General features: G+C 71.1%; 21 protein-coding genes. 12 read left to right on the top strand and 9 right to left on the bottom strand.

Going from position 1 to position 25,139, the window contains the following annotated elements:
- Nucleotides 1-175 precede the first annotated feature (175 nt).
- The gene (locus OOZ19_RS28760) at nt 176-3,046 is read right to left on the bottom strand and encodes an FAD-binding and (Fe-S)-binding domain-containing protein (RefSeq protein ID WP_266093306.1); all 2,871 of its coding nucleotides are present in this window, start codon (nt 3,044-3,046) and stop codon (nt 176-178) included.
- Nucleotides 3,046-4,212, bottom strand: coding sequence for a pyridoxal-phosphate-dependent aminotransferase family protein (locus OOZ19_RS28765; RefSeq protein ID WP_266093307.1), 1,167 nt, complete (start codon nt 4,210-4,212; stop codon nt 3,046-3,048). Before OOZ19_RS28765 ends, OOZ19_RS28760 begins: the two co-directional genes overlap by 1 nt.
- 147 nt (nt 4,213-4,359) lie before the next feature.
- On the opposite strand from OOZ19_RS28765, the gene OOZ19_RS28770 reads away from it, so the two are divergent.
- Together OOZ19_RS28770 and OOZ19_RS28775 are read left to right on the top strand one after the other, a co-directional pair.
- Entirely contained in the window at nt 4,360-5,679 is a 1,320-nt protein-coding gene (locus OOZ19_RS28770) for an SLC13 family permease (RefSeq protein WP_266093308.1), read from the top strand.
- 54 nt (nt 5,680-5,733) lie between these two features.
- The gene (locus tag OOZ19_RS28775) at nt 5,734-6,507 is read left to right on the top strand and encodes an IclR family transcriptional regulator (RefSeq protein ID WP_266093309.1); all 774 of its coding nucleotides are present in this window, start codon (nt 5,734-5,736) and stop codon (nt 6,505-6,507) included.
- A 15-nt stretch (nt 6,508-6,522) separates the two neighbouring features.
- On the opposite strand, the gene OOZ19_RS28780 is transcribed toward OOZ19_RS28775, so the two are convergent.
- The 3 genes from OOZ19_RS28780 to OOZ19_RS28790 form a co-directional block, all read right to left on the bottom strand.
- On the bottom strand, nt 6,523-7,296 hold the full coding sequence (locus OOZ19_RS28780) for an enoyl-CoA hydratase/isomerase family protein (protein WP_266093310.1): 774 nt from the start codon (nt 7,294-7,296) through the stop codon (nt 6,523-6,525).
- Nucleotides 7,293-8,486, bottom strand: coding sequence for a CaiB/BaiF CoA transferase family protein (locus tag OOZ19_RS28785; RefSeq protein WP_266093311.1), 1,194 nt, complete (start codon nt 8,484-8,486; stop codon nt 7,293-7,295). The genes OOZ19_RS28780 and OOZ19_RS28785 overlap by 4 nt, the downstream gene beginning before the upstream one ends.
- A 502-nt stretch (nt 8,487-8,988) precedes the next feature.
- On the bottom strand, nt 8,989-10,359 hold the full coding sequence (locus OOZ19_RS28790; protein ID WP_266093312.1) for an MFS transporter: 1,371 nt from the start codon (nt 10,357-10,359) through the stop codon (nt 8,989-8,991).
- A gap of 684 nt (nt 10,360-11,043) precedes the next feature.
- Between OOZ19_RS28790 and OOZ19_RS28795 the strand changes: the two genes are divergently transcribed.
- On the top strand, nt 11,044-11,850 hold the full coding sequence (locus OOZ19_RS28795; protein WP_266093313.1) for an AfsR/SARP family transcriptional regulator: 807 nt from the start codon (nt 11,044-11,046) through the stop codon (nt 11,848-11,850).
- 2 nt (nt 11,851-11,852) lie between these two features.
- On the opposite strand, the gene OOZ19_RS28800 is transcribed toward OOZ19_RS28795, so the two are convergent.
- Complete coding sequence (locus OOZ19_RS28800) at nt 11,853-12,488, bottom strand: DedA family protein (RefSeq protein ID WP_266093314.1); 636 nt, start codon at nt 12,486-12,488, stop codon at nt 11,853-11,855.
- Entirely contained in the window at nt 12,488-13,165 is a 678-nt protein-coding gene (locus OOZ19_RS28805) for a class I SAM-dependent methyltransferase (protein ID WP_266093315.1), read from the bottom strand. Before OOZ19_RS28805 ends, OOZ19_RS28800 begins: the two co-directional genes overlap by 1 nt.
- 131 nt (nt 13,166-13,296) lie before the next feature.
- On the opposite strand from OOZ19_RS28805, the gene OOZ19_RS28810 reads away from it, so the two are divergent.
- The 8 genes from OOZ19_RS28810 (at nt 13,297) to OOZ19_RS28845 (ending at nt 22,085) form a co-directional block, all read left to right on the top strand.
- Entirely contained in the window at nt 13,297-14,418 is a 1,122-nt protein-coding gene (locus OOZ19_RS28810) for a sensor histidine kinase (protein WP_266093316.1), read from the top strand.
- Nucleotides 14,415-15,059 carry a response regulator transcription factor gene (locus OOZ19_RS28815; protein ID WP_266093317.1) on the top strand — a complete coding sequence of 215 codons (645 nt, stop codon included), beginning with the start codon at nt 14,415-14,417 and terminating at the stop codon, nt 15,057-15,059. Before OOZ19_RS28810 ends, OOZ19_RS28815 begins: the two co-directional genes overlap by 4 nt.
- Nucleotides 15,060-15,288: 229 nt before the next feature.
- The gene (locus OOZ19_RS28820; protein WP_266093318.1) at nt 15,289-15,660 is read left to right on the top strand and encodes a DurN family substrate-assisted peptide maturase; all 372 of its coding nucleotides are present in this window, start codon (nt 15,289-15,291) and stop codon (nt 15,658-15,660) included.
- A gap of 40 nt (nt 15,661-15,700) precedes the next feature.
- Entirely contained in the window at nt 15,701-15,937 is a 237-nt protein-coding gene (locus OOZ19_RS28825; RefSeq protein WP_266093319.1) for a cinnamycin family lantibiotic, read from the top strand.
- 70 nt (nt 15,938-16,007) lie between these two features.
- A complete protein-coding gene (locus OOZ19_RS28830; RefSeq protein WP_266093320.1) occupies nt 16,008-19,217 on the top strand; it encodes a type 2 lanthipeptide synthetase LanM family protein in 3,210 nt (1,069 codons plus the stop codon).
- Between the two features lie 33 nt (nt 19,218-19,250).
- Nucleotides 19,251-20,153, top strand: a complete 903-nt coding sequence (locus OOZ19_RS28835) for a Nif11-like leader peptide family natural product precursor (protein ID WP_266093321.1) — start codon at nt 19,251-19,253, stop codon at nt 20,151-20,153.
- Nucleotides 20,154-20,162: 9 nt separating this feature from the next.
- Nucleotides 20,163-21,146, top strand: a complete 984-nt coding sequence (locus tag OOZ19_RS28840; protein ID WP_266093322.1) for an ABC transporter ATP-binding protein — start codon at nt 20,163-20,165, stop codon at nt 21,144-21,146.
- Between the two features lie 45 nt (nt 21,147-21,191).
- Nucleotides 21,192-22,085 (top strand): ABC transporter permease, encoded by an 894-nt coding sequence (locus tag OOZ19_RS28845; RefSeq protein ID WP_266093323.1) that lies wholly within the window; start codon nt 21,192-21,194, stop codon nt 22,083-22,085.
- An 859-nt stretch (nt 22,086-22,944) separates the two neighbouring features.
- Here OOZ19_RS28845 and OOZ19_RS28850 read toward each other — a convergent pair.
- Nucleotides 22,945-23,340, bottom strand: coding sequence for a PPOX class F420-dependent oxidoreductase (locus OOZ19_RS28850; RefSeq protein WP_266093324.1), 396 nt, complete (start codon nt 23,338-23,340; stop codon nt 22,945-22,947).
- Nucleotides 23,341-23,421: 81 nt separating this feature from the next.
- Between OOZ19_RS28850 and OOZ19_RS28855 the strand changes: the two genes are divergently transcribed.
- Complete coding sequence (locus tag OOZ19_RS28855) at nt 23,422-24,054, top strand: histone deacetylase (protein WP_266093325.1); 633 nt, start codon at nt 23,422-23,424, stop codon at nt 24,052-24,054.
- A 12-nt stretch (nt 24,055-24,066) separates the two neighbouring features.
- On the opposite strand, the gene OOZ19_RS28860 is transcribed toward OOZ19_RS28855, so the two are convergent.
- Nucleotides 24,067-24,909, bottom strand: coding sequence for an isocitrate lyase/PEP mutase family protein (locus OOZ19_RS28860; protein ID WP_266093326.1), 843 nt, complete (start codon nt 24,907-24,909; stop codon nt 24,067-24,069).
- Between the last annotated feature and the right edge of the window lie 230 nt (nt 24,910-25,139).

Consider the following 25,139-nt stretch of genomic DNA (forward strand, 5'->3'; position numbering starts at 1 on the left):
CTCGACACGGTCACTCCCCAGGAACGCTTGCGCAGACAGCTCGATCGCCAGCGTCCCACCCGCCGCCCGCGCGGGGAGCGAAAAGCCCGGCGATCACTCGATCAGCCTAGCGCCGCCGGTGATCCGGATGCGGTCGAGCGGGGCCGCCGCGGGCGAACCCGCGGCGGCGGGCACGTCACCGCTTCAGCGACGCGCGCACCAGTTCCAAGGGGTGGTGGGCCGCACGGGGTGTGCCGTGGGCGATCTGCTGGCGGCAGGACACGCCGGTGGCGGCGATGATCGTCGTGGCCGGTTCCGCGCGCACCGCCGGGAAGAGGCGGTCCGAGCCGACGGTCATCGACATCTCGTAGTGCTCGGCCTCGAAGCCGAACGAACCGGCCATGCCGCAGCACCCGGCGTCGACCTCTTCCACCGCCGCCTCCGGGATGCGCCGCAGCAGGCCGACCGTCGCGGCCGTGCCCACCTCCGCCTTCTGGTGGCAGTGCCCGTGGAACAGCACGCGCCGCCGCGCCGGCCAGGTGTCCTCGGACAGCTCCAGGTCGCCCGCGTCGATCGCCTCGGACAACACCTCCTCGATCTGGCGCACCCGGCCCGCGACGTCGCGGGCCGCCGGGTCGTCCGGCAGCAGCGACAAGGTCTCGTCGCGCAAGGTGAGCACGCAGGACGGCTCGCACCCGACGATCGGAGCGTCGGACCCGGCCAGCCGCGACACCAGATCGCGCGCCTTGGCCTTCGCGTCGTCGACCAGGCCCTTCGACAGGCTGGAACGCCCGCAGCAGCCCTCGTCGACCAGCCGCACCTCGTAGCCCGCGCGTTCCAGCAGCTCCACCGCCGCCCGTCCGATCGCCGGTTCGGTGTAGGTGGTGAACGAGTCCGCGAGGAACAGGATCGGCCCGCGCGGCGCCCGCTGCCGGAGGTGGCGCCCGCGGAACCACGAACCGAGGTGGCGGCGTTCGAAGCGCGGCAGCGGCCGGTGCTCGGTGATGCCCAGCGCACGCCGCATCAGCTTGCGCAGCAGCGGAATCCGTCCCGGCAGGTTCGACAGCGGAGCCGTGGCCGCCCCGAGCCGGTTCAGCGAGCGGATCGACCCGAACACCCGCGAACGCAGCGGCACCCCGTGCTCGTCGTGGTGGTGCGACAAGGTCTCGCTCTTGAGCTTGGCCATGTCCACGCCCAGCGGGCATTCGCTCTTGCACGCCTTGCACATCAAGCAGAGGTCCAGCACCTCGTGCAGCCGCTCGTCGCCGAGCGCGCGCTTCGGGTCCGGTTCGGACAGCGCCTTCACCAGCGCGTTCGCTCGCCCGCGAGTGGCGTCCTGCTCCTTGTTCGTCGCCATGTACGACGGGCACATCACGCCGCTCTGGCTCTTGCGGCACAACCCGATGTTCATGCACCGGTCGGCCGCTCCACGCATGCCGCCGACGACGTCGAAGGACAACCGGGTGCGGAACGGCCCCGGCACGGGGTGCTCGGCGTCGCGCAGGTGTTCGGTCATGGGCGGGGCTTCGACGATCTTGCCGGGGTTGAGGGTGCCCGCCGGGTCGAACAGGCGCTTCACCCGGCACATCGCCGCGTAGAGCTCCGCGCCGAACAGCTCCCGGTTGAACTCGCTGCGCGCCAGGCCGTCGCCGTGCTCGCTGGAGTTCACCCCGCCGTACTCGGTGACCAGCGACTTCACCTCCTCGGCGACGGCCCGCATCTTCTCCACCTCGCCGGGCCGCGCCAGGTCCACGAACGGCCGGATGTGCAGGCAGCCGACCGAGCAGTGCCCGTAGAAGCCGGCCTTCATGTCGTGGCGGTCGAGGATCTTCGCGAACTTCGCCGTGTACTCCGGGAGGTGCTTCGGGTCGACGGCGGTGTCCTCGACGAACGCCAGCGGCCGGCGCGTTCCCTCGCCCGCCGCCATCAGCAGGCCCAGGCTGGACTTGCGGACCTTCAGCAACGCCGACTGCTGCTGCGGCGTCACGGCCTCCAGCGCGTGGTAGCCGTGCCCGTGCTTGCGCCACAGCGCGGTGAGCCGCCGCAGCCGCGCCACCAGCTCGTCCTCGTCGTCGCCGGTGAAGCTGACGAACAGCAGCGCGTCCGGATCGCCTTCGAGGATGGTGCCGAGCGAGGCGTACTCGAGGCGCTGCCGCGACAGGTCCAGGATGGTGCGGTCCATCAGCTCGACGCCGGACGGGTCGCAGGACAGCGCGTCGTCGGTGGCGGCGATGGCGGCCTGCGTGGACGTGAAGTGGCCGACGGCGATCACCGTGGTGCGCGGTTTCGGCACCAGGTCCACCAGCGCCCCGGTGGCCACGACGAGCGTGCCCTCCGAGCCCACCACGAACTCGGCGAGGTCGAACGGCGTCGGCTCGGCCAGCCGGTCCAGGCGGTAACCGCCCGCCCGGCGCCAGAACTCGGGAAAACCGCGGGAGATCGCGTCCCGGTCCTCGGTGACGATCCGCGGGAGTTCCCGGTAGAGCCGCGCTTCCAGCGTCGACCCGGCCGCCCGCCGCTGCCGCTCGTCGTCGTCGACCGGTCCGAACCGGGCCGTGGACGCGTCCGAGAGCACCACGTCCAGCTCCCGGACGTGATCGATCGTCATGCCGTGGCGGACCGAGCCGCTGCCCGCCGAGTTGTTGCCGATCATGCCGCCGAGCGTGGCGCGATTGCTCGTGGAGGTGTCCGGGCCGAACATCAGCCCGTGCGCAGCGGCGGCGCGGTTGAGCTGGTCCTGCACCACGCCCGGCTGCACTCGCGCGGTTCGCGCCTCCGGGTCCAGTTCCACGATCCGGTGCAGGTGGCGGGACATGTCGAGCACGATTCCGGGGCCGACGGTCTGGCCCGCCAGGCTGGTCCCGGCGCCGCGCGGCACCACTGGCACGCCGTGCTCGGCAGCCGCGGCCACCGCCGCCGCGACGTCGTCGGCGTCGCGCGGGAACACCACGCCCAGCGGGGTGATCGCGTACATGCTGGCGTCGCGGGAGAACAGGTGCCGGGTGTAGTCGTCGAACTCGACCTCACCGGCCACGTCCGCCTTCAGCCGCCGTTCCAGGTCGCTCATCACGCCTCCTCCAGCACCCGCAGCGCGGCGGTGATGCCGCCCTGGTCGATCGGCACGCCCGCCAGTTCCAAGCCCATCTGCACCCCCGCGAGCGTTCCGGCCAGCGACACGTCGTTGAAATCTCCCAGGTGGCCGATGCGGAACACGGTGCCCGCGACCTTGCCCAGGCCCGCGCCCAGCGACATGTTGAACCGGTTCAGCACCAGCCCGCGGAACGCGTCGGCGTCGTGGCCCGGGGGCAGCAAGACTGCGGTCAGCGCGGGCGAATGTTCCCGCTCGTCCAGGCACAACGTCTCCAGGCCCCAGCCGCGCACGGCCGCGCGCGTCGCGGCGGCGTGGCGCCGGTGCCGCCCGAACACCTCCGGCAGGCCTTCCTCGTCCAGCATGCGCAGGGCTTCGAGCAGCCCGTAGAGCAGGTTCGTCGCCGGAGTGCTGTGGAAGAACCCGCGCTCGTTCGCCGCCAGGATCGGCTCCCAGTCCCAGTAGGACCGCGGCAGCGTCGCGGATTCCCGCGCGCGCAACGCCTTCTCGCTGACCGCGTTGAAGCCGAGGCCGGGCGGCAGCATCAAGCCCTTCTGCGAGCAGGAGATCGTCACGTCGACGCCCCACTCGTCGTGGCGGAAGTCCACCGAGCCCAGCGAGGAGATCGTGTCCACCAGCAGCAGCGCCGGGTGCGCCGCGTCGTCGATCGCCCGCCGCACCTCGTCGATGCGGCTGGTCACCGCCGTCGAGGTCTCGTTGTGCACGGCGCACACGGCCTTGATCTCGTGGCCCGCGTCGTCGGCCAGCCGCTGCCGGACCACCTCCGGATCGACGCCGCGCCGCCAGTCCCCCGGCACGAAGTCCACCCGCAGCCCCAGCTTCTCCGCCATCTCCCGCCACAGGGTCGCGAAGTGGCCGGTTTCGAAGGCGAGCACGCGGTCGCCGGGGCTCAGCGTGTTCACCAGCGCCGCCTCCCACGCCCCGGTCCCCGAGGACGGGTAGATCAGCACCGGTCCGCTGGTGCCGAACACCGGCCGCACCGCGGTCAGCACCTCGCGGGTGAGCGCCGCGAACTCCGGTCCGCGGTGGTCGATGGTGGGGGCGGACATCGCGCGGAGAACGCGGTCGGGAACGTTCGTGGGGCCGGGAATTTGCAGGAAGTGCCGGCCGATCGGCTGCGCCATCGGAATCTCTCCTGGTCTATTCAGAACTCTTGACCGTCAATTGTGTCCGGGGTCATACTTCCCCGGCGGCGAGACGTTGATCTCGCATCACGGAATTTGATTCCGCTCCCTCCCCGAGCCGACGACCGCCTCGAATCGAGGAGTCACATGTCCGTACAGATCTGGTCCATCATCGGTCTTGTCCTCATATTTCTCATCGCCACGTTGCGCTCGGTGAACATGGGAGCCGTGGCATTTCTCGGAACATTTCTGGTGGGCACATTCCTGGTCCACGACAGCGCCGACGATCTGTTCGCCGGTTTTCCCGGAGATCTCTTCGCGGTGCTCGTCGGCGTCACCCTGCTGTTCGCCATCGCCAAGAGCAACGGAACCGTGGACTGGCTCATCCACGCCGGAGTCCGCGCGGTGCGCGGTCGAATCGCCCTCGTACCATGGGTGATGTTCCTGGTCACGAGCTTGTTGACCATGGTCGGAGCGGTGGTTCCCGGCGCCGTGGCGATCACGGCCCCGATCGGGCTGAGCTTCGCGGCCCGCTACCGGATCAATCCGATGCTGATGGGGCTGCTCATCATCAACGGCGCCACCGCGGGCGGTTTCTCGCCGATCAGCATTTTCGGCAGCATCACCAACGGCGTCGTCGAGCGCAGCGGACTTCCCGGAAACCCGTTGCTGCTCTGGGGCAGCCAATTCGCGTTCAACCTGGCACTCAGCGTGGTCGTCTTCTTCCTCTTCGGCGGGCGAGAACTGCTGCGCCGTAAAGTGGAAACCGAATCCGAGCCGACCGCCCGAATCGAGGAAGAACCGACCGGTGGTGCCGGGACCACCACGGTCACCTCGACCGGAACCGCCACTCTCAGCGAAGTCACCTCGCTCAACTCGCAGCGGGCGCTGACGCTGACCGGGTTGATCGTGCTCGCGATCGGTGCGCTCGCGCTGGAATTCGACGTCGGGCTGCTGTCGCTGAGCATCGCCACCGTGCTGTGCGTGATCTTCCCGCGGACCACCACGGCGTGCGTGGGCCAAGTGGCCTGGCCGACGGTGCTGCTGATCTGCGGGGTGGTGACGTACGTGAGCATGATGGAACGCGTCGGCACCATCGAATTCCTCGGCGACGGCGTGGCGGGCATCGGTGTTCCGCTGCTGGCGGCGTTCGTGATCTGCCTGATCGGCGCGGCGGTGTCCGCGTTCGCCTCCACCACCGGCATCCTCGGCGCGCTCATCCCGCTGGCGGTCCCGTTCCTGCTCACCGGTCAGGTCGGCACCATGGGCATGATCATCGCGCTGACCGTGGCGTCGTCCGTGGTGGACTCCTCGCCGTTCTCCACCAGCGGGGCCCTGGTCGTCGCGAGCTCTCCGCCGGAACTGCGCGACGGCGTGTTCCGGAAGCTGATGATCTGGGGCATGAGCATGATCGCCGTCGGCCCCGTGGTGGCCTGCGCGCTGTTCGTGCTGCCCGGCTGGCTGTGATCCGATGGCCCGCCGAGCAGCGGCTCGGCGGGCCGAACCGGATAAACTGCTGACATGAGCGAAGGAATGCGCACCGTGCTCTCCGCTTTCCGGGTGCTCGAAGAGGTCGCGCACGCCCAGCCCGCCGGAGTCGGCGAACTCGCCCGCAGGCTGCGGATGCCGAAGAGCACCGTGCAGCGCGCGCTCCGGACGCTGTGGACGGCGGGCTGGATCTGCCCGGACGGCGCCGACGTGACCCGCTGGGTGCTCACGACCCGCGCGTTCCAGGTGGGCCAGCACGCCGTGGCCGACCTCGGTGTGCGGGACGCGGCCACCGCGGTCATGCACGAGCTGCGCCGGGAGACTGGCGAGACCTCGCACCTGATGGTGCGCGAAGGCGATCACGCCGTGCTCATCGAACGGATCGAGACCGAGCACCCCATCCGGGCAGTGCTGCCGCTGGGCAGCACCGTGCCGCTGCACGGCTCGTCCAACGGCAAGGCGATGCTCGCCGGCATGCCGCGCGAGTCGGCGCGACGGATCGTCGGCGAGGACCTGGCGCGCTACACCGACAACACCATCGTCGACTGGGCGGAGTTCTCCGCCGAACTCGACCGCGTGGCCGAGCTCGGGTACGCGGCGAACTTCGCCGAATGGCGCGCGGACATCGCGGCGGTGGCTGCGGCCGTCTTCGACGACGCCGGGGAACCGATCGCGGGCCTGTCGATCTCCGCCCCCGCCGACCGGATCACACCGGACCTGCGGGAGCGCTACGGCGCGCTGGTCGTCGAGGCCGCGGCCAGGGTCAGCGCGACCCTGGGACATCGCCCGGCGGTGGATCCCCGTTGAACCACCCACCGGTCATCACCGGCCACGCCACTGCGGGCGGCGCTTCTCGGTGAACGCGCGCACCCCTTCGCGGAAGTCTTCGCTGCCGTAGCAGGATTCGACGAGGTCGTCACCGGAGGGCAGCGCGTGCTCCCGCAGCCTGCGGATCGCCTCCTTGCTCGCCCGCATCGTCAGCGGTGCCTGGTCGGCGAGCTGCGCGCACAGCTCCGCGACCCGTCCGTCCAATTCGGACTCCGACAGCACTTCGGAGGCCAGGCCGGCGCGTTCGGCCTGCTCCGCGCCGATGAATCCGGCCGTGCAGATCAAGTGCATCGCGCGCCCGGCCCCGATCAGGCTCACCAGGCGCGCGTAGTTGCGCATCGACAGGCAGTTGCCGACGGTCCGGGCGATGGGCAGCCCGAACTTCGCGCTCTGCGAGCAGATCCGGAGGTCGCACGCCGCGGCGAGGGTGAGCCCGCCGCCGGTCGCGTAGCCGCCGATCACCGCGATCGTCGGCACCGGGATCCGCTCCACCGCGTCCACCACGGCGTCGATGCGGCGCTCGTACTCGTGCCCGTCCGCGCCGGTGCTGAAATCGCGGAACTGGGCGATGTCGGTGCCCGCGACGAAGGCCTTGCCGCCCGCCCCGCGCAGCACCACGACCCGCACCCGCGGATCGGCGGCGACGCGCTCGCAGAACTCCGCCAGCCCGTCGTACATCTCCCAGGTCATGGCGTTGCGCGCCTCAGGCCGGTCGAAGGTGGCGGTGGCGACGGTTCCGGTGAACTCGGTGCGCAGCTGCCCGGTCATTCCACGGCTCCTTCGGCTCGCAGCGCCCGGATCTCCTCGTCGGAGCGCCCGGTGGCGCGCAGCAGTTCGTCGGTGTGCTCCCCCAGCCCCGGCGCGACCCGGCGGACTCCGGCGGGAGTACCGCTGAGCTTCACCGGCACGCCCAGGGATCGGACGGTGCCTTCGGTCGGATGCTCGAGTTCCAGGACCATCTCGCGGGCGAGGGTGTGCGGATCGGCGCAGGACTGCGCGTAGTCGCGGATCGGCCCGGCCGGGACGCCCGCTTCCAGGAGCAGCTCCGCCCACTCGTCGGTGTCGCGGGTGCGCAGCGTCCGGGCGAGTTCGCCCGCCAGCTCCACGCGGTGGCGCACCCGATCGGTGTTCGTGGCGAACCGCTCGTCGGCCGGGAGTTCCGGCCGCTCCAGCACGGTGCACAGCCGCTGCCACAGGCGTTCGTTGTTCGCACCGATCGTGAGGTGGCCGTCGCGGGTGGGCAGCGCCTCGTACGGCGCGTTCACCCGGTGCGCCGAGCCCAGCCTTCCCGGCGCCTCGCCGGTCGCCCACAGCTCGGAGGTCTCCCAGATCGACAGCGCCAGCGCGGCGTCGTAGAGCGAGGTGTCCACGGCCTGGCCCCGGCCGGTGACCACGCGGGACAGGCAGGCGCTGAGGATGCCGACCGCGCAGAACAAGCCAGCGGAGAGGTCCGCGACGGGCACGCCGGACTTGGTGGGCGGACCGCCGGCGTCCCCGGTCACGCTCATGATCCCCGACATCGCCTGGGCGATCAGGTCGTAACCGGCGCGCTGCGCGTACGGCCCGGTCTGGCCGAACCCGGAGATGGAGGCGTAGACGATCCGCTCGTTGCGGTCGCGCAGCGTCGGGTAGTCCACGCCGAGCCGGGCCGCCACGCCCGGCCGGAAGCTCTCCACCACGACGTCGGCCTCGTCCACCAGGCGGTAGAAGGCCTCCCGCCCGGCCTCGGACATGAGGTCCAGCGCGATGCCGCGCTTGTTCCGGTTCACCGCGAGGAAGGCCGCGCTCTCGCCGTTGGGCAGCCGGTGTCCGGTCGCCTGGCGGGTCGCGTCGCCCCGGCCGACCGGTTCGACTTTGATCACGTCGGCGCCGAGGTCGCCGAGCAGTTGGCAGCAGTAGGGCCCGGCCATGACCTGGGTCAGGTCGAGCACGGTCAGGTTCTCCAGCGCGAACGTCATCGTTGCCCGCCGATCCGTGCCGTCATGCGGCACAGCCTGTTTGTGACGGCATAACCGTACGAGCACACCGAAGACGAGGTCAACCGCCGCGAGCCGGCCCGAGGACGCGCGTGAAGCCACGTGACGCGCCTCACGCGTCGACTTCCGGGGTGCTTGAGATACACCGGTCGAACGCGACGATGCACCGGACGGGAGATGGTCCGAGCAGTGGCAACGCGAGGCGGCTGGAAGCCTCGATCAGCCTTCACGACGTTTCCCGGACATGATCACGCCGCGTTGTCGCAGGAGTTCCCCGGATGAACCACATCATCATGGCGCTCACGGTCGAAGCCATCGGGCTGTTCTCGATCGCAGGAGCCATCACCGCCTGGACCCGCTCGGTCCTGCGCGCCACCGCCCGCTGAGTCCACTCGCGGGGAACGGTTCGAGTACCGCCCTCGCTCGAACAAGAGGGCGCACCGCCATCGAGGGGTGTCGAGGCCCTCGGTCGTTCCCGGTCGGGCTACCTCTGGGCGGCGATCAGTTGCTCGGCCTCCTCGTGGTCCACGGCGGCCGGCGGGGAACCGGGCAGGCGCTTGCCCGCGGTCTCCTTCGCGAAGTACACCGCGATCGCGCCGATCACCCCGGCACCCATCAAGTAGTAGGCGGGGATGTCGATGTTGCCGGTCACCGCGATCAGGCTCGCCACCACCGTCGCCGTCGTGCCGCCGAACAGCGACACGGCGATGTTGAACGCGATCGACAGCCCGCCGTAGCGGATGTCGGTCGGGAACAGCGCGGGCAGCACCGACGGGCACGTGGAGTTGAAGCACAGCAACATCAATCCCATCAGCAGCAGGCCGCCGAAGGTCGCCACCGTGCCGCCGATCTTCAGCAGCATGATCGCCGGGATGGACAGCACCACCAGCAGCACGCATCCCGTGTACAGCACCGGTTTGCGCCCGATCTTGTCGCTGAGCCGCCCCACGAACGTGATCAGCACCATCGACACCAGCAGCACGAAGATCTGCAGCACCTCGGAGACCACGCTGGGCGTGCCCGCGTGCCCGTGCTGCGGCAGCGTCTGGGTGAGGTAGGTCGGCATGTAGCTGGTGAGCATGTAGTTGGTGACGTTGAAGACCAGCACGATCCCGCCGCACACCAGCATCGCGGGCCAGTGGTTGATGAAGATCTTGCGGAACTCGCTCAGCGTCTGGTTGCCCTCGCGGCCCTCGGACTCCGCGGCGATCTTCGCGAACGCCGGGGTCTCCTCCAGCTTCATCCGCAGGTACAAGCCGATGCCGCCGATCGGGCCCGCGATCAGGAACGGGATGCGCCAGCCCCAGCTGAGCAGGGCGTCCTCCGAGAGCACGGCCTCCAGCACCGTCGCGAACGTGGCGCCGAGCGCGTAGCCGGTCAGCGTGCCGAACTCCAGGAAGCTGCACAGGAAACCGCGTCTGCGGTCCGGCGCGTACTCGGCGATGAACGCCATCGCCCCGCCGTACTCGCCACCGGTTGAGAAACCTTGCAGCAGCCTGGCCAGCAACAACAGCATCGGCGCCGCGACGCCGATGGCGTGGTAGTCGGGCAGGATGCCGATGATGAACGTGCTGATCGCCATCATGATCACGGTCAGCGACAGCACCTTCTGCCTGCCGATCCGGTCACCGAGCGGCCCGAAGAACAGCCCGCCGAACGGGCGCACCAGGAACGCCGCCGCGAAGGTACCCAGCGTCGCGATCGTGCCCATCGTCGGCGACAGGCCCGTGAAGAACACGCCCTCGATCTTGACGGCCAAGTAGGAGTAGACGCCGAAGTCGAACCACTCCGTGACGTTGCCGATGGCCGCCGCACCGACCGCGCGCCGAATCACGTTCGGTTCGGTGACCGTCACGTCCGATACAGAAAATTCGCCCGAATTCGCGTCGGACGAGCCATCCCCTGACAAGGCGAACACCCCTCTACCTGCTTCTCACCGCAGGCTCGAGCGCCCCCGAGCCCTCGCGGAGCAACTGATCTCCAGGTCCCGGACCGCCACCCTAGTTCCCCCTTCGATCGACTCGAAAACCACCACGCGAATTGGAAGCCGCCCCCCGGCCACCTAGTCCGGTTTGTTCTTTTCTCAGCTCGTACCGCATACCTCGGACATGAGATACAAGCACGACAAACCGGACCGCCCGCCTCGTCGCATTGCCGGAGATCTTCACTCCAACGAAGGAACAAGCGCACCGATGCCCCCGGGGGAATAATTTCTCGGAAATGCGGATAATTTGACGTTAATCACGTTGGTGAAGCATGAGTCGCCATCGTTGCAAATACAATCTGCACGAGATGCATCGGCTCTCAATCCGCACCTCGGCGGATCTCGAAGAATGAGCATTGCCGCGACCTGAAGAACGGTGCTAGAAAGAGGCGATCGGATTCCGGTCTCGGCCCGGCGCGTTCCGCGGCGACCGCGGCGCGCCGGGACTCACCACACGGGCAAGGGGAGCCCGCGATCAGGCGCCGGTGGACGCCAGGTGCCCGAGTTCGCGCACCGGCTCCCGCCGGGCACGCACGCACACTGGGGAGGTTCGAGGTGAACCGGTCGCTATCGTTCCACGTGCTCGGACCGCTGTCGGTGCAGGCCGGTGGACGCGGACTCGCGGTTCCCGGCGGCAGGCAGCGCGTGCTGCTCGCGGCCCTGCTCGTGAAGTTCAACCAGGTGGTGTCCGTGGAGGAACTGGTCGACCGGATCTGGGACGCGACCCCGCCGCACCGGCCGCGCCGCGCGCTGCACACCTGCCTGACCAGGCTCCGGCACGCGACCGAGAACCCGCTCGGACCGGAGTCCGAACTGATCCGCACCTCGCACGCCGGGTACATGATCGAGCTGCCGCCGGAGAACCTCGACCTCGCCCGGTTCACCGACCTGCTGAGCTCCGCGCGCGCAGCGGCCCGCGCGGGCGACCCGGTCCGGGAGTCCGAGGCCCTGCGCACCGCGCTGGGCCTGTGGCGCGGCCGGGCGCTGCCGGACGTCGCGTCGGACTCGCTGCACCGCGAGGTCGTTCCCCGGCTGAACGAGCAGTGGATGTGGGCGCTGGAACGCCGCGCGGCGCTGGGCCTCGCGATGGGGCGCCACCACGAACTCGTCGCGGAACTGCGCGCGCTGACCTTCGAGCACCCCTTCCACGAACCGTTCTGGCGGCACTTCATGCTCGCGCTGTACCGCTGCGGCCGTCGGGTGGAGGCGCTGATGGCCTACGGCGAACTGACGGTGCGGATCCGCGACGAGTTCGGCGTGGACCCGAGCGCGGAGGTGCGCGCGCTGCACCTGGCGATCCTGCGCGACGACGAGCGAGCGCTCGCCGCATGCCGGGTACCCGCACCGCGGACCGCGCAGTAGTGCTACGACACCGACTCCGCTTCCGCGCGCGGGTCCTCGTGCCGCTCGCGGCGACGGCGACGCCGCCAGAGCACGATGGCCAACGCCACGATCACGGCCGCGACCACCGGCACCGCGCCGAACATCCCGGACAGGCCCGTGTACGAGGCGCCGACGAGGTAGCCGACACCGCCTTCGCCGCACGCCCACAGCACCCCGGCCAGCGCGCTGTAGGGCGCCATCCGCCGGTACGGCATGCCGGACGCGCCCGCCAGGTGCGGTGCCGCGGACCGGACCAGCGGGACGAAGCGGCACGGGATGAGCGCGGGGCCGCCGTGGCGGCGGAACAGATCGCTCGCCCGGTCCCACGCACGGTGCGCGCGGCGGGCGACGCGGGTGGAGCGCAGCCGTGGCCCGAGCCGCAGGCCGGTGTAGAAGCCCAAGGCGTCGCCGCAGACCGCGCCGAGGGCGGCGAACACCACCACCAGCCACAGGTCGAGCGCACCGGAGTACGCGAGCGCTCCCGCGACCAGCAACGGCCCCAAGGTCGGTACGAACGGGCTGACCACGAGGATTCCTTCGACGAACACCAGGCCCGCGAGCAGTCCGTACGCGGTCAGCGGTGGCAGCTGCGCGAGCCACTCGGCCGGCGCGGGCATCAGGTCCGGTCCGCGTTCGGCGCGCGCAGGTGCCAGGCGTGCGCGGGCGGCAGGTTGCGCCAGACCGTCGCCCGGCCGAGCCCGTAGCGGTCGATGAACTCGCGCTCGACGGCCACGGCGCCGCGGTGCCGCCGCGCTTCGGCGCGACCGGCGAACGCGGATCGCGCCCGCTGGGTGCCGAGGTAGCCGAAGAAGGTCAAGTCCCCACCGGGCACCAGCAGGTCGACGTGCCGCTGCAGCATCGACCGCACCACGACCGGGTCGAAGTTCGTGAACGGCAGGCCGGAGACGACGACGTCGTAGCGGGATTCCAGCTCCGCGTCGAGGATCGACCGCTCGTGCAGCCGGATGCGGTCGGACGCCGCCGAGAGCGCGAAGTCGGTGCGCAGCGCCTCGGAGAGCATCCGCACGAAGCGGGGGTTGACCTCGACCACGTCGAGCCGGTCGGCGGGGCCGAGCCGCCGGGCCAGCTCTCGGGTCACGACACCGCTGCCCGCGCCGACTTCCAGCACTCGCGCCGGGTGCCGCTGCTCCGGTGGCGCGAGCGGTTCGGCGAGCCGGGCGGCCAGGTGAGCGCTGCTCGGCGCGAACGCGCCGGTCGTGCGGAAGCTTCGGAAGGCCTCGCGGGAGAAGCCCAGCCATCCGGCTCTGGTGTTCGGGGTCTGCGTCTGGTCCACGTTCGCCCACGGTAGGGCGCGGTGAACGACTCGGCATCGGTCGCTCGGACACGGTTACCGGTACGAAAGTAGGGGGTCGGCTGATTTCTATGCTCGACGGTCATGACCACGGACGCGGCGGGAGGTGTGCGGTGCGCGGGATCGAACGTCCGCTCCGGCCGTGGGCCGAGGCGGCGCTGCTGCTGGCGGTCGGCCTGCTGTCCGCGCAGGAGGGGTACGTGGTCGCGGGCGGCACCGTGCTCAGCCCGCAGGTCGGCGCGGCGGTGCTGACCACTGCCGCGCTCGCTTGGCGCACCAGGTACCCGGCCGTGCCCGCCGCGCTGGCGACGGCGCTCGCGGCGGCGCTGGGCGCGGTGCTGCCGCTGGTGGTGGTGCTGTTCTCGTTCGCCTCGCGCGGCAGGCTGGTGGCGGCGGCCTCGTGCGCGACGGCCGCCATGGTGGGGAACCTCCTGGTGCAGCCGCAGCAATCGCTGTGGAGCACCCGTTCGTACGGGCCGGTGCTGCTGCTGGTCTCGGTGGTGGCGCTGGGCATGTGGGCGAGCAGCCGCAGGCGGCTGCTGACGAGCATGACCGCGCAGGTCGAGCAGCTGCGGGTGGAGCGGGAGCTGCGGGCCGAGCACGCCCGGCTGGCCGAGCGGGTCCGCGTCGCGTCCGAACTGCACGACGCCCTGGCGCACTCGCTGAGCGTGCTGGCGTTGCACACCGGTGCGTTGCAACGGCATTCGGCGAACCTGCCCCCGCAGGTCGCCGATCGCATCGATCTGCTGCGGGCCACCTCCACGGACGCGTTGCGGGACCTGCGCGACGTGCTCGGCGGGCTGCGCGCCCCGGACACCGACGGGGCTCCGGGGCCGCGGCAGCTGCGGGAGCTGCCGGTGCTGCTGGACGAGGCGCGCGCGGCGGGCCAGCAGGTCGAGGCGGAGATCCGCGGCACGGCGACCGCGCTGCCGTTCAGCCACCGGCTGGCGATCTACCGCGTGGTGCAGGAGGCGTTGACCAACGCGCGCAAGCACGCTCCGGGTTCGAGCGTGCGGGTGCGGGTGGACCACGGACCACCGGAGTCCGCAGTGGACGTGGAGAACACCGCGGGCGAGCCCGGCTCGCACCAGGAACCGGGCGGGCACGGCCTGCTGGGCTTGGCCGAGCGCGTGGACGCGCTGCACGGGCGGCTGGAACACGGGCCGTCGGGCGCGGGCGGCTGGCGGCTGACCGCGCGCATCCCGGTCGGCGACCACACCCCGGAGGCGACATGATCCGCACGTTGATCGTCGACGACGACACGCTGGTACGCCTCGCGCTCGCCGACATCCTCGACGACGCCCCGGACATCGACGTCGTCGCCCAGGCCGGCGACGGGCTGGAAGCGGTCGAGCAGGCCACCGCCCGCCGGGTCGACGTCGTGCTGATGGACGTGCGGATGCCGCGCATGGACGGCATCCAGGCCACCGGGAGGCTTCGCGCGCTGCCCGATCCGCCGCAGGTCGTCACGTTGACGACGTTCGACCTCGACGAGTACGTCCACGGCGCGCTCGCCGCGGGCGCTGCCGGATTCCTGCTCAAGGACAGCGACCCCGCTGAGATCGTGCGCGCGGTGCGGGTCGTCGCGCGCGGGCAGGCGATGCTGCACCCGGCGGCGGCGCGCAGGCTCGTCGACCACTACCACCGCGACACCGGCCTGCAGGCCGCCGCGGCGCGCGCGAAGATCGACCGGCTCACCCCGCGGGAACGCGAGGTGCTGGCCGAGCTGGCCGCGGGCGGCGGCAACGCCGACATCGCGACCGCGCTGGGAATGCGGGAGAGCACCGTGAAGGCGCACGTGAGCCGCATCCTCGCCGCGCTCGAAGTCGGCAACCGCGTCCAGGCGGCCCTCTGCGCCTGGACCGCGGACGGCTGAGAGCCCGTCCTCGAACCTGTTCCGCGTGGCGGTGCGGGCCGCGGAACCTCAGCGGCCTTCACGCTGCGGGATCGATTTCTCGTGCACGCCCTCTGCGCAGGTGCGGCGCGGCGGTTCCGCGCACAGGACGGCGCCGCACCTCGTGCGGTGAAACAGGATTGAAGGCGGACTGCAACCGCTTTCTCCTAGCGTTGCCCCCACTGGCCTCCGACCAGAATGGGAACCGTCGATGAAGCACTCGGATGTTCCGACCATCTACCCGGAAGTCGACGCGATCCGGCAGATCCAGGAACTCGTCTTGTTCTGCTCCCTCCTCCCCCCTGACGGGAAACTGCGCGAGGTGCTGGAGCTCGCGCTCGCCCTGCACGAGGAGCCCATGTTGTCCCGGCTCACGCCGGTCACCGACCTGCATCCCTTCTCCACGAAGGAATGGATGGAGTCGCTGTGGATGCACGAAGACCTGCCCGCGAACGAGAAGGAGGTGGTCACCTGGCAGAACAAGGACGAGAACATGAGCCCGGCGCTCGTGGAATTGAAGAACGTCGAACAACAACTGGGCATCTCGCTCGTCGCCCGGTTGCGCGCTGAACCATCCGAATGATCGCAAGCATTCCGAGAAAGCCGATATTCAGGAGGAATTCATGTCCGACACCATTCTTCGGCAAGCCGTCATCGACGCCGAGTTCCGCACCGCTCTGATCGAGAACCCGGCCGCTTTCGGCGTCACCCCGGGCGACCTGCCCGACGCGGTCGAGCGCATCGACCAGGAGACGCTCGACTTCTGGACCGAGGGGGTCGCCGCCACCGAGATCTTCGCCTGCGCCTCCACGTGCAGCTCGGGCCCGTTCACCATCCTGTGCGACGGCTCGACCAAGTAGAGCACCGGCGCGGTGGGCCTCCGGGCTCACCGCGTTGCTCACCCGCCTCCGATCGCCGGACAGGAGTTCGATGCAGACCGACCGTGCACTCGATCTGGCGGCCCGCGCGGCCACGCTGAGCGAGCGGCTGCGCGTGGTCGCGGCGCTGCGCGCCTGCGGTCGTCCGCCGGACGAGCCGCTGTCCGACCCCGTCGAGCGGTGGCGCCTGGAACACCTGGCCGGGCGGCTCGCGGACAAGTTCGAGCAGGAAGCGCAGCACTGCTCGACCCCCCTGCGGCACGACCGCGAGCAGCTCATCGACGGGCTCACCACCTACCACCGCTTCGAATCGGCCCCGGACGATGCCGCGACCGCGGTGCTGGAACTGCTCGACGACCTGCACTCCGCCTGGCTGCCGACCTACCGGGCCGCCGTGCTCGGTTGGAATCCGGCGCTGTCCGACGCCCGCGCGACCTGGCGGCGGGTCGAGGTGTACTACGGCAGGCTCGCCACGGCCTGCGAACCGTTCCTCGTCGAACTCGGGCGGAGGCTGGCCGCGGCCCGCGCCGGGCTGCCGGACTCGATCGGCGACGGGCTGATCGACGACCTGCAACGCCACTTGCACGACCGGTTCGCCCTCGCGCTGGCGTGGACGGTGGAGGCCGAGGCGAACGTGCACCGGGCGCGGCACGGGCTCGACCGGGAGCAGTCGGGCGAGGCCGGATACCTCGCCTACCTCGACGCGACCTTCGGCGATGCGGCGTCGTACCACGCCTTCTTCCTGAAGTACCCGGTGCTGGGGCGCTGGCTCGCCCACCTCACGGACCTGCTGGCCGGCTACGGCGCCGAGCTGTTCGGCCGCCTGGCCGCCGACGCCGAACGGATCGGCGCGGAGTTCTTCGGCCGGGCCGTCACCGAATTCCGCTCGGTGCGCCTGGGCACCTCGGACTACCACGCGGGCGGGCGCAGCGTGGCGGTGGTGACGGTCGTCCTCGACGGCGGCGGGACCGGCACCTTCTACTGCAAGCCGCGCTGCCTGCGTTCCGAGGCGGGCCTGCAGGTCGTGCTGGACCGGCTGCGCGAGCGGGACGTCGTGGCGTTCACGACCAGGCCCGTGCTCGTCCGCGACGGGTACGGCTACGAGGCCGCGATCCCGTTGGGGCGCAACGAGGTGCGCGACGCGGAGGCCGCCGCGCAGGTGTACCGGGAGCTCGGCGGCTACCTGGCGCTGTTCTACGTGCTCGGCGGCAGCGACCTGCACTTCGAGAACATCATCGTCGCCGACGGCCACGCGTTCGTGTGCGACGGCGAGACGGTGTTCGGCGCTTCCCCGCCCGGTCGCGACGGCGCGGGCGGGACGATGCAGGACTCGGTGTTCCGCACCGGACTGCTGGAGTGGCCGCGCGCGGACGTCGACGGCCCGGCGCAGATGCGGCTGAGCGGCTACACCGGCGGCGAGAGCTACGAGATGCCGATGCCGGTGCCGCGGATCAGCGAGCAGCGCCTCAGCTTCGCCGCCACGGTGGAGAACGTCACGGGCGTGCAGGTCGAACTCAGCGGCGCCAACCGGGTCTTCCACGACGGGGAGCTGGTGAACCCGCACGACCACATCGAGTCCATCATGGACGGTTTCGACCGCGTGCACGAGTGGCTGGAGCACCACGCGGACGAGGCGATCGCCCTGCTGTCGCAGGCGTTCGAGGGCGCCCACGCCCGGTTCCTCAACTGGAGCACCCAGATCTACGCGCAGCTGCTGCTGACCGCGCAGCACCCCAAGAGCCTCGCGGAGCCGCTGGAAGTGGATCTGCTGCTGAACACGGTGCGCACCTTCCCCCGCACCTGGGACCAGGACGGCGTGCTCGCCGACCGGGAGACGGCGTCGATGTGGCGGCTGGACGTGCCCATCTTCACGGCACCGGTGCACGGTGCGGACCTCGTGCACGACCACGCCGACGCGGTGCCGTCCGCGCTGGCCCGCTCCCCGCTGGAGCACGCCGCGCGGCGCATCCGGCACCTGACGCCGCGCAACCGGGAGCAGCAGGCCCGCTACATCGCGGCGAGCGTGTCGACCGGCGAGATCAGCAGCCCGGCGTTCGTGGCGACCGCGCTGGACTACGCGACCCGGATCGGCGAGCGGCTGTGCGCGATGCTGCGCGACCCGTCCGCTCCCGCGCCGTGGACGTCGTTCCGGCGCAACGGGGCCGAGATGGAGGCCGTCGACATCGAAGGCGACCTGTACCAGGGCTCGGCGGGCGTGGCGCTGTTCCTCGCCTACCTCGACGACCTGGTTCCGCGCCCCGAATTCCGGCACGCCGCGCGACGCGCGCTGCGGCACGCGCTCGACTCCGGGCAGCGGCGTCCCGGCGCCTTCGCCGACGTCGGGGGGCGGCTCTACCTGCTCACCCACCTGCACCGGCTGTGGGGCGAACAGGAGCTGGCGGACCTGGCGGTGCGGCTGAGCGCGGACGTGCCCGAACTGGTCGACGCCGACGACCACCTCGACGTTCTGCACGGCGCCGCCGGGCTGATCCCGGTGCTCCTGGAGCTGCGCCCGGTGCTCGGCGAGAAGGCAGTCGACCTGGCGCACCACTGCGCCGCGCACGTGCTGCGCCACGCGCGCGAGCGCGACGACGTGCTGAGCTGGCCGTCGAACACCCCGGAGAACGTGCTGGACGACCTGACCGGCCTCGCCCACGGCGCCGGGGGCATCGGCTGGGCGCTGATCCTGCTCGGCACGCGCACCGGCCGCGAGGACTACGTCGCGGCGGGCCGGCGCGCGTTCGCCTACGAGGCGCGGCACTTCGACACCACCGAGCAGGACTGGTACGACCTGCGCACGAACACAGGGCAGGTCGCGAAGAACGGCCACCACTTCTCCAACGCCTGGTGCAACGGGGCAGCGGGCATCGGGCTGACCCGCATCGCGGCCTGGGCGCTGCTCGGCGGGGACGACGACGCGCTGCTGCGGGAGTCCCGCCACGCGCTGGCGGCGACCCTGCGCAACTTCTCCCGGCTCCGCAACCACACGTTGTGCCACGGCACGGCGGGCAACTCGGAACTGCTGGTCCGCTACGCGCTGCTGCGCAGCGAGCCCGCCTTCCAGCTGGAGGCGAACGTGCAGGTGCGGGAGATGTGGCGGTCGCTGGACGACGCCGAGCACGGGCTCGGCGAGCACAGCGCCGACTTCTTCCCCGGCCTGATGCTGGGCATCGCCGGTTACGGCATGCACTTCCTGCGCATCGCGCACCCGGATCGGATCCCGTCGGTGCTGCTGCTCGATCCGCCGCCGGACCGTCCCTGACGTCCCACCCGCATCGGCACGAAGGAGCCCGTCATGTCCGTCGAATCCTGCGTGGACTTCCTGCAGGCGACCCAGGACCGCCCCGAACTCGCCCAGCAGCTCAAGGCCGTCACAGGGATGAACGAGATCATCGCGCTCGGCGGCAGGCACGGGTTCGACTTCACCGTCCTGGAACTCGCCCGCGGTTCCGCCACGTTCGCGGCCACGGCCGCGCCCGCGCCGACCGCCGCACCACCCGCGGAAACGGCCTTCTACCACCACGAGTACGACTTGGCGGCGGTGCCGGAGCTGGCGGGCCTGATCGACGAGCTGCCCCGGCTGAAGGTGCGGCCTCCGGTGGACATGGGCGCGTTCCACTCCCGTTTCCGCGCCGAGGACCTGGAGTCCACGTCGCGGTCCCCCGCCGACCCGGACTTCCAGGACTGGCACCGGAAGATGATGGCGGCGCACTGGCGGGACCCGGCCGACGCGGACGCGCCACGACGGGACTTCCACTTGGTGAACCTCGACGAGCACGTCGAGCACCCCGGTTACGAGGACTACTTCGAGGCCAAGACGAACGCGATCCGCCTGCTGGAAGGGGTGTTCGGCGACGAGGTCCGGCTCTCCGGCGCCATGTGGTACCCGCCGCGCAGCTACCGGCTCTGGCACACCAACGAGGACCAGCCCGGCTGGCGGATGTACGTGGTGGACCTCGACGACGACTTCGCCGACGGCGGCGAGACCTCGTTCTTCCGCTACCAGAACCCGCGGACCGGCGAGCTCGTGACGCTGCGGGAACGCCGCCGGATCGTGCGGTTCTTCAAGGCCGAGCAGGACCCGGAGAAGCTGTTCTGGCACTGCATCGTCAACCCGACCGAACGCCACCGCTGGAGCTTCGGCTTCGTGGTCCCCGAGGACTGGCGAAGCCGCCTCGCCGGCCTCCGCGACGAGTGAGGAGCACCCGTGCGACGACTCCGGCGGGACGATGACCGCCACGCCCCCGCTGACGCGCCCGCCGTCCTGGTGCGCGACGTGCACAAGTCCTACCGGGGTGTGCACGCCGTGCGCGGGGTGGACATCACGGTGCGGCGCGGTGAGACGTTCGGCTTCCTCGGGCCGAACGGAGCGGGCAAGTCAACCATGATCGCGATGATGTGCACCTTGGCCCGGCCGGACTCCGGGCGCATCGAGATCGCCGGGTACGACGTGGTCCGCGACGGTCATCAAGTGCGCCGCAGGCTCGGCTTGGTCTTCCAGGAGTCGACGCTCGACACCGACCTGACCACCGCGGAGAACCTGAGCTTCCACGCCGACCTGTACGGGATGCCGCGGGCGGTCGTGGCCGAACGCGTGGAATCGATGCTGGACCTCGTCGGGCTGCGCGAGCGGCGGGGCGATCGGGTCGCGACGTTCTCCGGGGGGATGCGGCGGCGGTTGGAGATCGCCCGCGGGCTGCTGCACCGGCCCCGCGTCCTGTTCCTGGACGAGCCGACCGTCGGCCTGGATCCGCAGACCCGCGCGGAGATCTGGACCTACTTGCACCGGATCGCCGAGCAGGAGGCCACCACGGTCTTCCTCACCACGCACTACCTCGACGAGGCGGAGCAGTGCGACCGGATCGCGATCATCGACGAGGGCCGGATCGTCGCGCAGGGGACTCCGGCGGAGCTGAAGTCCGTCCTCGGCGCCGATCGCATCGCGCTGCGCACCGACGACGACGCCGCGGCGGTGCGGGTGCTGCGCGACCGCTTCGACCTGGACGCCACCGTGCTCGACGGCGGCGTGCAGGTGCAGGTCGCCGACGGTGCGCGGTTCGTGCCGGTGCTGTGCTCCGGCCTGAACGTGCCGATCTTCGAGGTGACCGTGACCCGCCCCAGCCTGGACGAGGTGTTCCTGCACTACACCGGCCGGGCGATCCGCGACGCCCCCGGCGTGCCCGCCCGATGACCGCCGCACGACCGGTTTCCGTCCACGGCCGCCTGAGGAGTTCACGTGACCCGCACCGCACCACCCCGCCGCACCCCCGCATCCCGTCCGTCCGAACAGGACACCGCTCCGCGCGGTCGCCTGGCGAACGAATGGCGGGCCGGGAGCATGGTGTGGCGCCGCGAAGTGCTGCACTTCCTGCGGGACCGCACGAGGGTGGCGGTGTCGCTGCTGCCGCCGTTCCTGTTCCTGTACGTGCTCGGCGTCGGGCTGTCCCGGTTGTTCGCCGACGCGGGCGGTGGCGCGCGGGCCGCGAGCGACTACATGCTGTTCCTGTTCCCCGGCGTGCTGGTGATGGCCGCGCAGGCACCCGCGATCTCCGTCGGCGCGTCGATCGTGTGGGACCGCCAGACCGGGTTCATGCGGGAGATGCTGGCCGCGCCGGTGTTCCGCGGCACGCTGCTGCTCGGCAAGTGCCTGGGCGGCGCCACGGTGGCGACCGCGCAGAGCGCCGTGGTGCTGCTCACCGCCGGCCTGGTCGGCGTGCCGTACCACCCCGCGCTGTTCGCGATGCTGGTCGTCCAGGTCTCGATCGCCGCGCTGTCGATGACCGTGCTCGCCGCCGCCGTGGCAGTGCTGATCAAGCGGGTGCAGACGTTCAACACGGTGCTCTCCGTGCTGATCACGCCGCTGGTCTTCCTGTCCGGCATGATGTTCCCGATCAGCGCGATGCCCGGCTGGATGGCCTCGCTGACCCTGGTGAACCCGCTGACCTACGCGGTGGACGCGATGCGCCACACCATCCTCGGGCAGCTCGGCGCGCCGCAGTCGAGGTTGATCTTCACGCCGGTCGAGTGGGGAGGCTGGCCGGTGCCGCCGCTCGTGGAGATGGCCGTGGTGCTGGTGTTCTCGGCGGTGGCGCTGGTCGTGATCGGCCGTCGCTTCGCCCGAACCGGTTGACGCACGACCCGCTCGTCCGGTTCAGCGGCCGACGACTTCAGGGGAACGGCGGTGCCGTGCGCAGCGAGGAGGAAGGCGCCATCGCGTGGAAGACGTGCTGGGGCCGGCCGTCTACGCCGGGTCCCTCGTGATCGCGGGCGCCGCGGTGCACTTCGTCCAGCGCCGGACCACGAGCGGGCGGCTGCGCGGCGGTCGAGGCCGTAGCGGGCGGCAGTCCCTGGTCCACGGCCTGGTCGGCGTCGCAGAGGGTGGTGATCGTGCGCGGGTGGTGCGGGAAAGTCCTCGGACGCGACCTGGCTGGCAGGTCATCGAGCCGCGGGGCCTCCGATGCCGACCGCGGCGCGCACCGGGCAGGTCGCCGGTGCGGGCACCGCGGTGCTCGCGATCCTCCGGGCGCTGCACGAGATCGACCCGATGATCGCGCTGGTGTTGCCGCACGTCGGCCTGGCCCTGCTGCTGGCGTTCGCGGTGCACGGCACGGCGCTGGCCGACCGAGCTGTCGCTGCGCCACGTGTTCTGGCTCGTCCTCGGCACCGCCTACCTCGCCTACCGCACCGAGCTGTTCCGCCTCCCAACCCCGGAAACCCACGACGCAACAGAACCCGAACCGGCCACCACCGCCCGGTGAGCGATCAACCCGGACGGCACGTCGGAGATCCACCTCCGCCGTCCGACTCCCTTGTTTCGTCCACTTAGGACTCCACGTGGAGCGGCCCTCCCCCTGTCCCTCGCCGGCGGCGGAGCGCTGAGCAGTGACCACCAGAGCAAGACGACCACCGGTGGGTCCTCAGCGGCTTCCTCGCGAGGAAGCCGCTGAGGTTCCGCCACCCGGCCCGCTGCGCAGACCTCCCAGGAACCCTCACCCCACGGAGTTGAGCTTTTCGATTCGGATGCGGACCAGCAGGCGGTCCTCCTCGCGTTCGCCGCCGAACCACGGGTACGGCATGCCCAGGTAGCGGTGCGAGAGCTCGTGGATGTGCTCCACGGCGCCGTCGTGGCGGATGTCCACGGCCCGGCCCCGCAGCGCGTAGTAGCGGGCGGAGCTCTCCGGGTCGGTGACGTTCACGGCGACCCGCGGGTCGCGGCGGAGGTTGCGCACCTTCTGCGCGCCTTCCACCGTGTTGATCAGGACGTGGTCGCCGTCGGTGTCGCACCAGGTCTGGGTGAGCTGCGGCGCGCCGTCGGGCATCGCGGTGGCGACGAAGCACGGGCTCGGCTTGCAGAGCAGGTCCAGCAGGCCTTCGGGCAGTTCCATTGCGCCGCCTCCTCGCGGGTGGATTCGATTCAGCGGTGATCGTCGCACGTGCGGCGGGGCCGAGTGCGCGATCATGCGGGGATGTCGCTCGATCAGTCCGAACTCGACCTGGTCTGGTACGCGAGTTACGGCTCGAACATGCACGCCGACCGGCTCCGCTGCTACCTCGAAGGCGGCACTCCGCCCGGCGGGCGGCGCGCCTGCCCCGGCTGCCGCGATCCTCGTCCGCCACGGCGCACCGCGGGCCACCGCGTCGCGGGTGGCGTGTACTTCGCGACGGAGTCGCTGGCGTGGGGCGGCGGCCGGGCTTTCCTCGATCCGGAACTGGAGGGCTCGGCCGCCTTGCGCGCGTACCTGGTGACGCCCGGCCAGTTCGCCGACGTCGTGGCCCAGGAGATGTACCGGGAGCCGGGCACCGACCTCGACCTGCGCGAGGTCCGGCGCACCGGCCGTGACGTGCTCGGACCGGGTCGCTACGAGACCTTGCTGCACGTGGGCGACCTCGATGGACATCCGGTGCTGACGTTCACCGCGTCCTGGTCGAGCGCGGACGTGCCGCTGGTGGCGCCGTCGGCCGCGTACCTGCGGATGCTGCTCGGCGGCTTGCGCGCGGGCCAGGGCTGGGACCTCGGCACGGCGGCCCGCTACCTCGCGGCCCTGCCCGGAGCGCGGGGGCGGTGGGGCGCGGCGGAGATCTCCGCGCTCGCGACGTGAGGCGGCCTCCGATCAGGTGTTGCCGAGGACCGCGTCGATCTCCGCGCCGGAGAGGACTCCGGCCTGGTCGGGCAAGGTGCCGTGCTCGGCGATCTGCCGAGCCGAGTGCACGACCGCGCTCAGCGCGGCGCGGGACAGGGTGGAGCCGAGGCTCACCCGGCGCACGCCCAGCTCGGCGAGCCCGGGGACCGACAGTTCGCGGGCCGCACCGACCGCGAGCACGTTCACCGGCTTGGTCACCGCGGCGCACACCGCGCGGATCGCCGCGGCGTCCGGCAACGCCGGGGCGTAGAGCACATCGGCACCGGCCTGTTCGAAGGCGCGCAACCGGCGGATCGTGTCGTCCAGGTCGGCCCGGCCGTGCAGGAAGTTCTCGGCGCGGGCGGTGAGGGTGAACGGGAACGGCAACTCGCGCGCCGCTTCGGAGGCCGCCGCGATCCGCTGCACCGCGTGGTCGAACCCGTAGATCGGGTCGTCGTCGCGCCCGGTCGCGTCTTCGATGGAACCGCCCACCGCACCGGCCAGCGCCACGGCGCGCACCGCGTCGGCGGCGTCTTCCGGGGCATCGCCGAAGCCGTTCTCCAGGTCGGCCGACACGGGCAGCTCCGTCGCCGCCACCACTTCCCGCACGTTGTGCAGGGTCTCGTCCCGGTCGACCCGGCGAGCACCGTCGCGACGTCCCAGCCGGTGCGCGAGCCCCCCGCTGGTCGTGGCCAACGCCCTGAACCCCAGCCCGGCCAGCAACCGCGCGGTACCCGCGTCCCACGGATTCGGGACCACGAACGCCCCCGGCCCCTCGTGCAACTCCGCGAACGCGCTTCCACGACGCTGCCGCTCGACTGAGGTGATCTCCATGAACGCCCTTCCCACTCCGCACGACGGACCCAGCCCATCATCCCCCACCCCACCGACACCGACCCCGCGCAACGAGCAACACCGCCCACTTCGCGGCGAAGCCGTCCAGTAGGCGGCGAAGCTCGCCTGCCTTGCGGCCGAAGGCCGTGCCTGACGGCGAAGCCGTGCCTGGATGCGCGCCAGCGCATAGCCCACGTCACAAAGCCGACCACCCGCGGGTTCTCAGCGGC

This window comes from Saccharopolyspora sp. NFXS83 (genome assembly GCF_026241095.1).
In the GTDB taxonomy this organism is placed as follows: domain Bacteria; phylum Actinomycetota; class Actinomycetes; order Mycobacteriales; family Pseudonocardiaceae; genus Saccharopolyspora_C.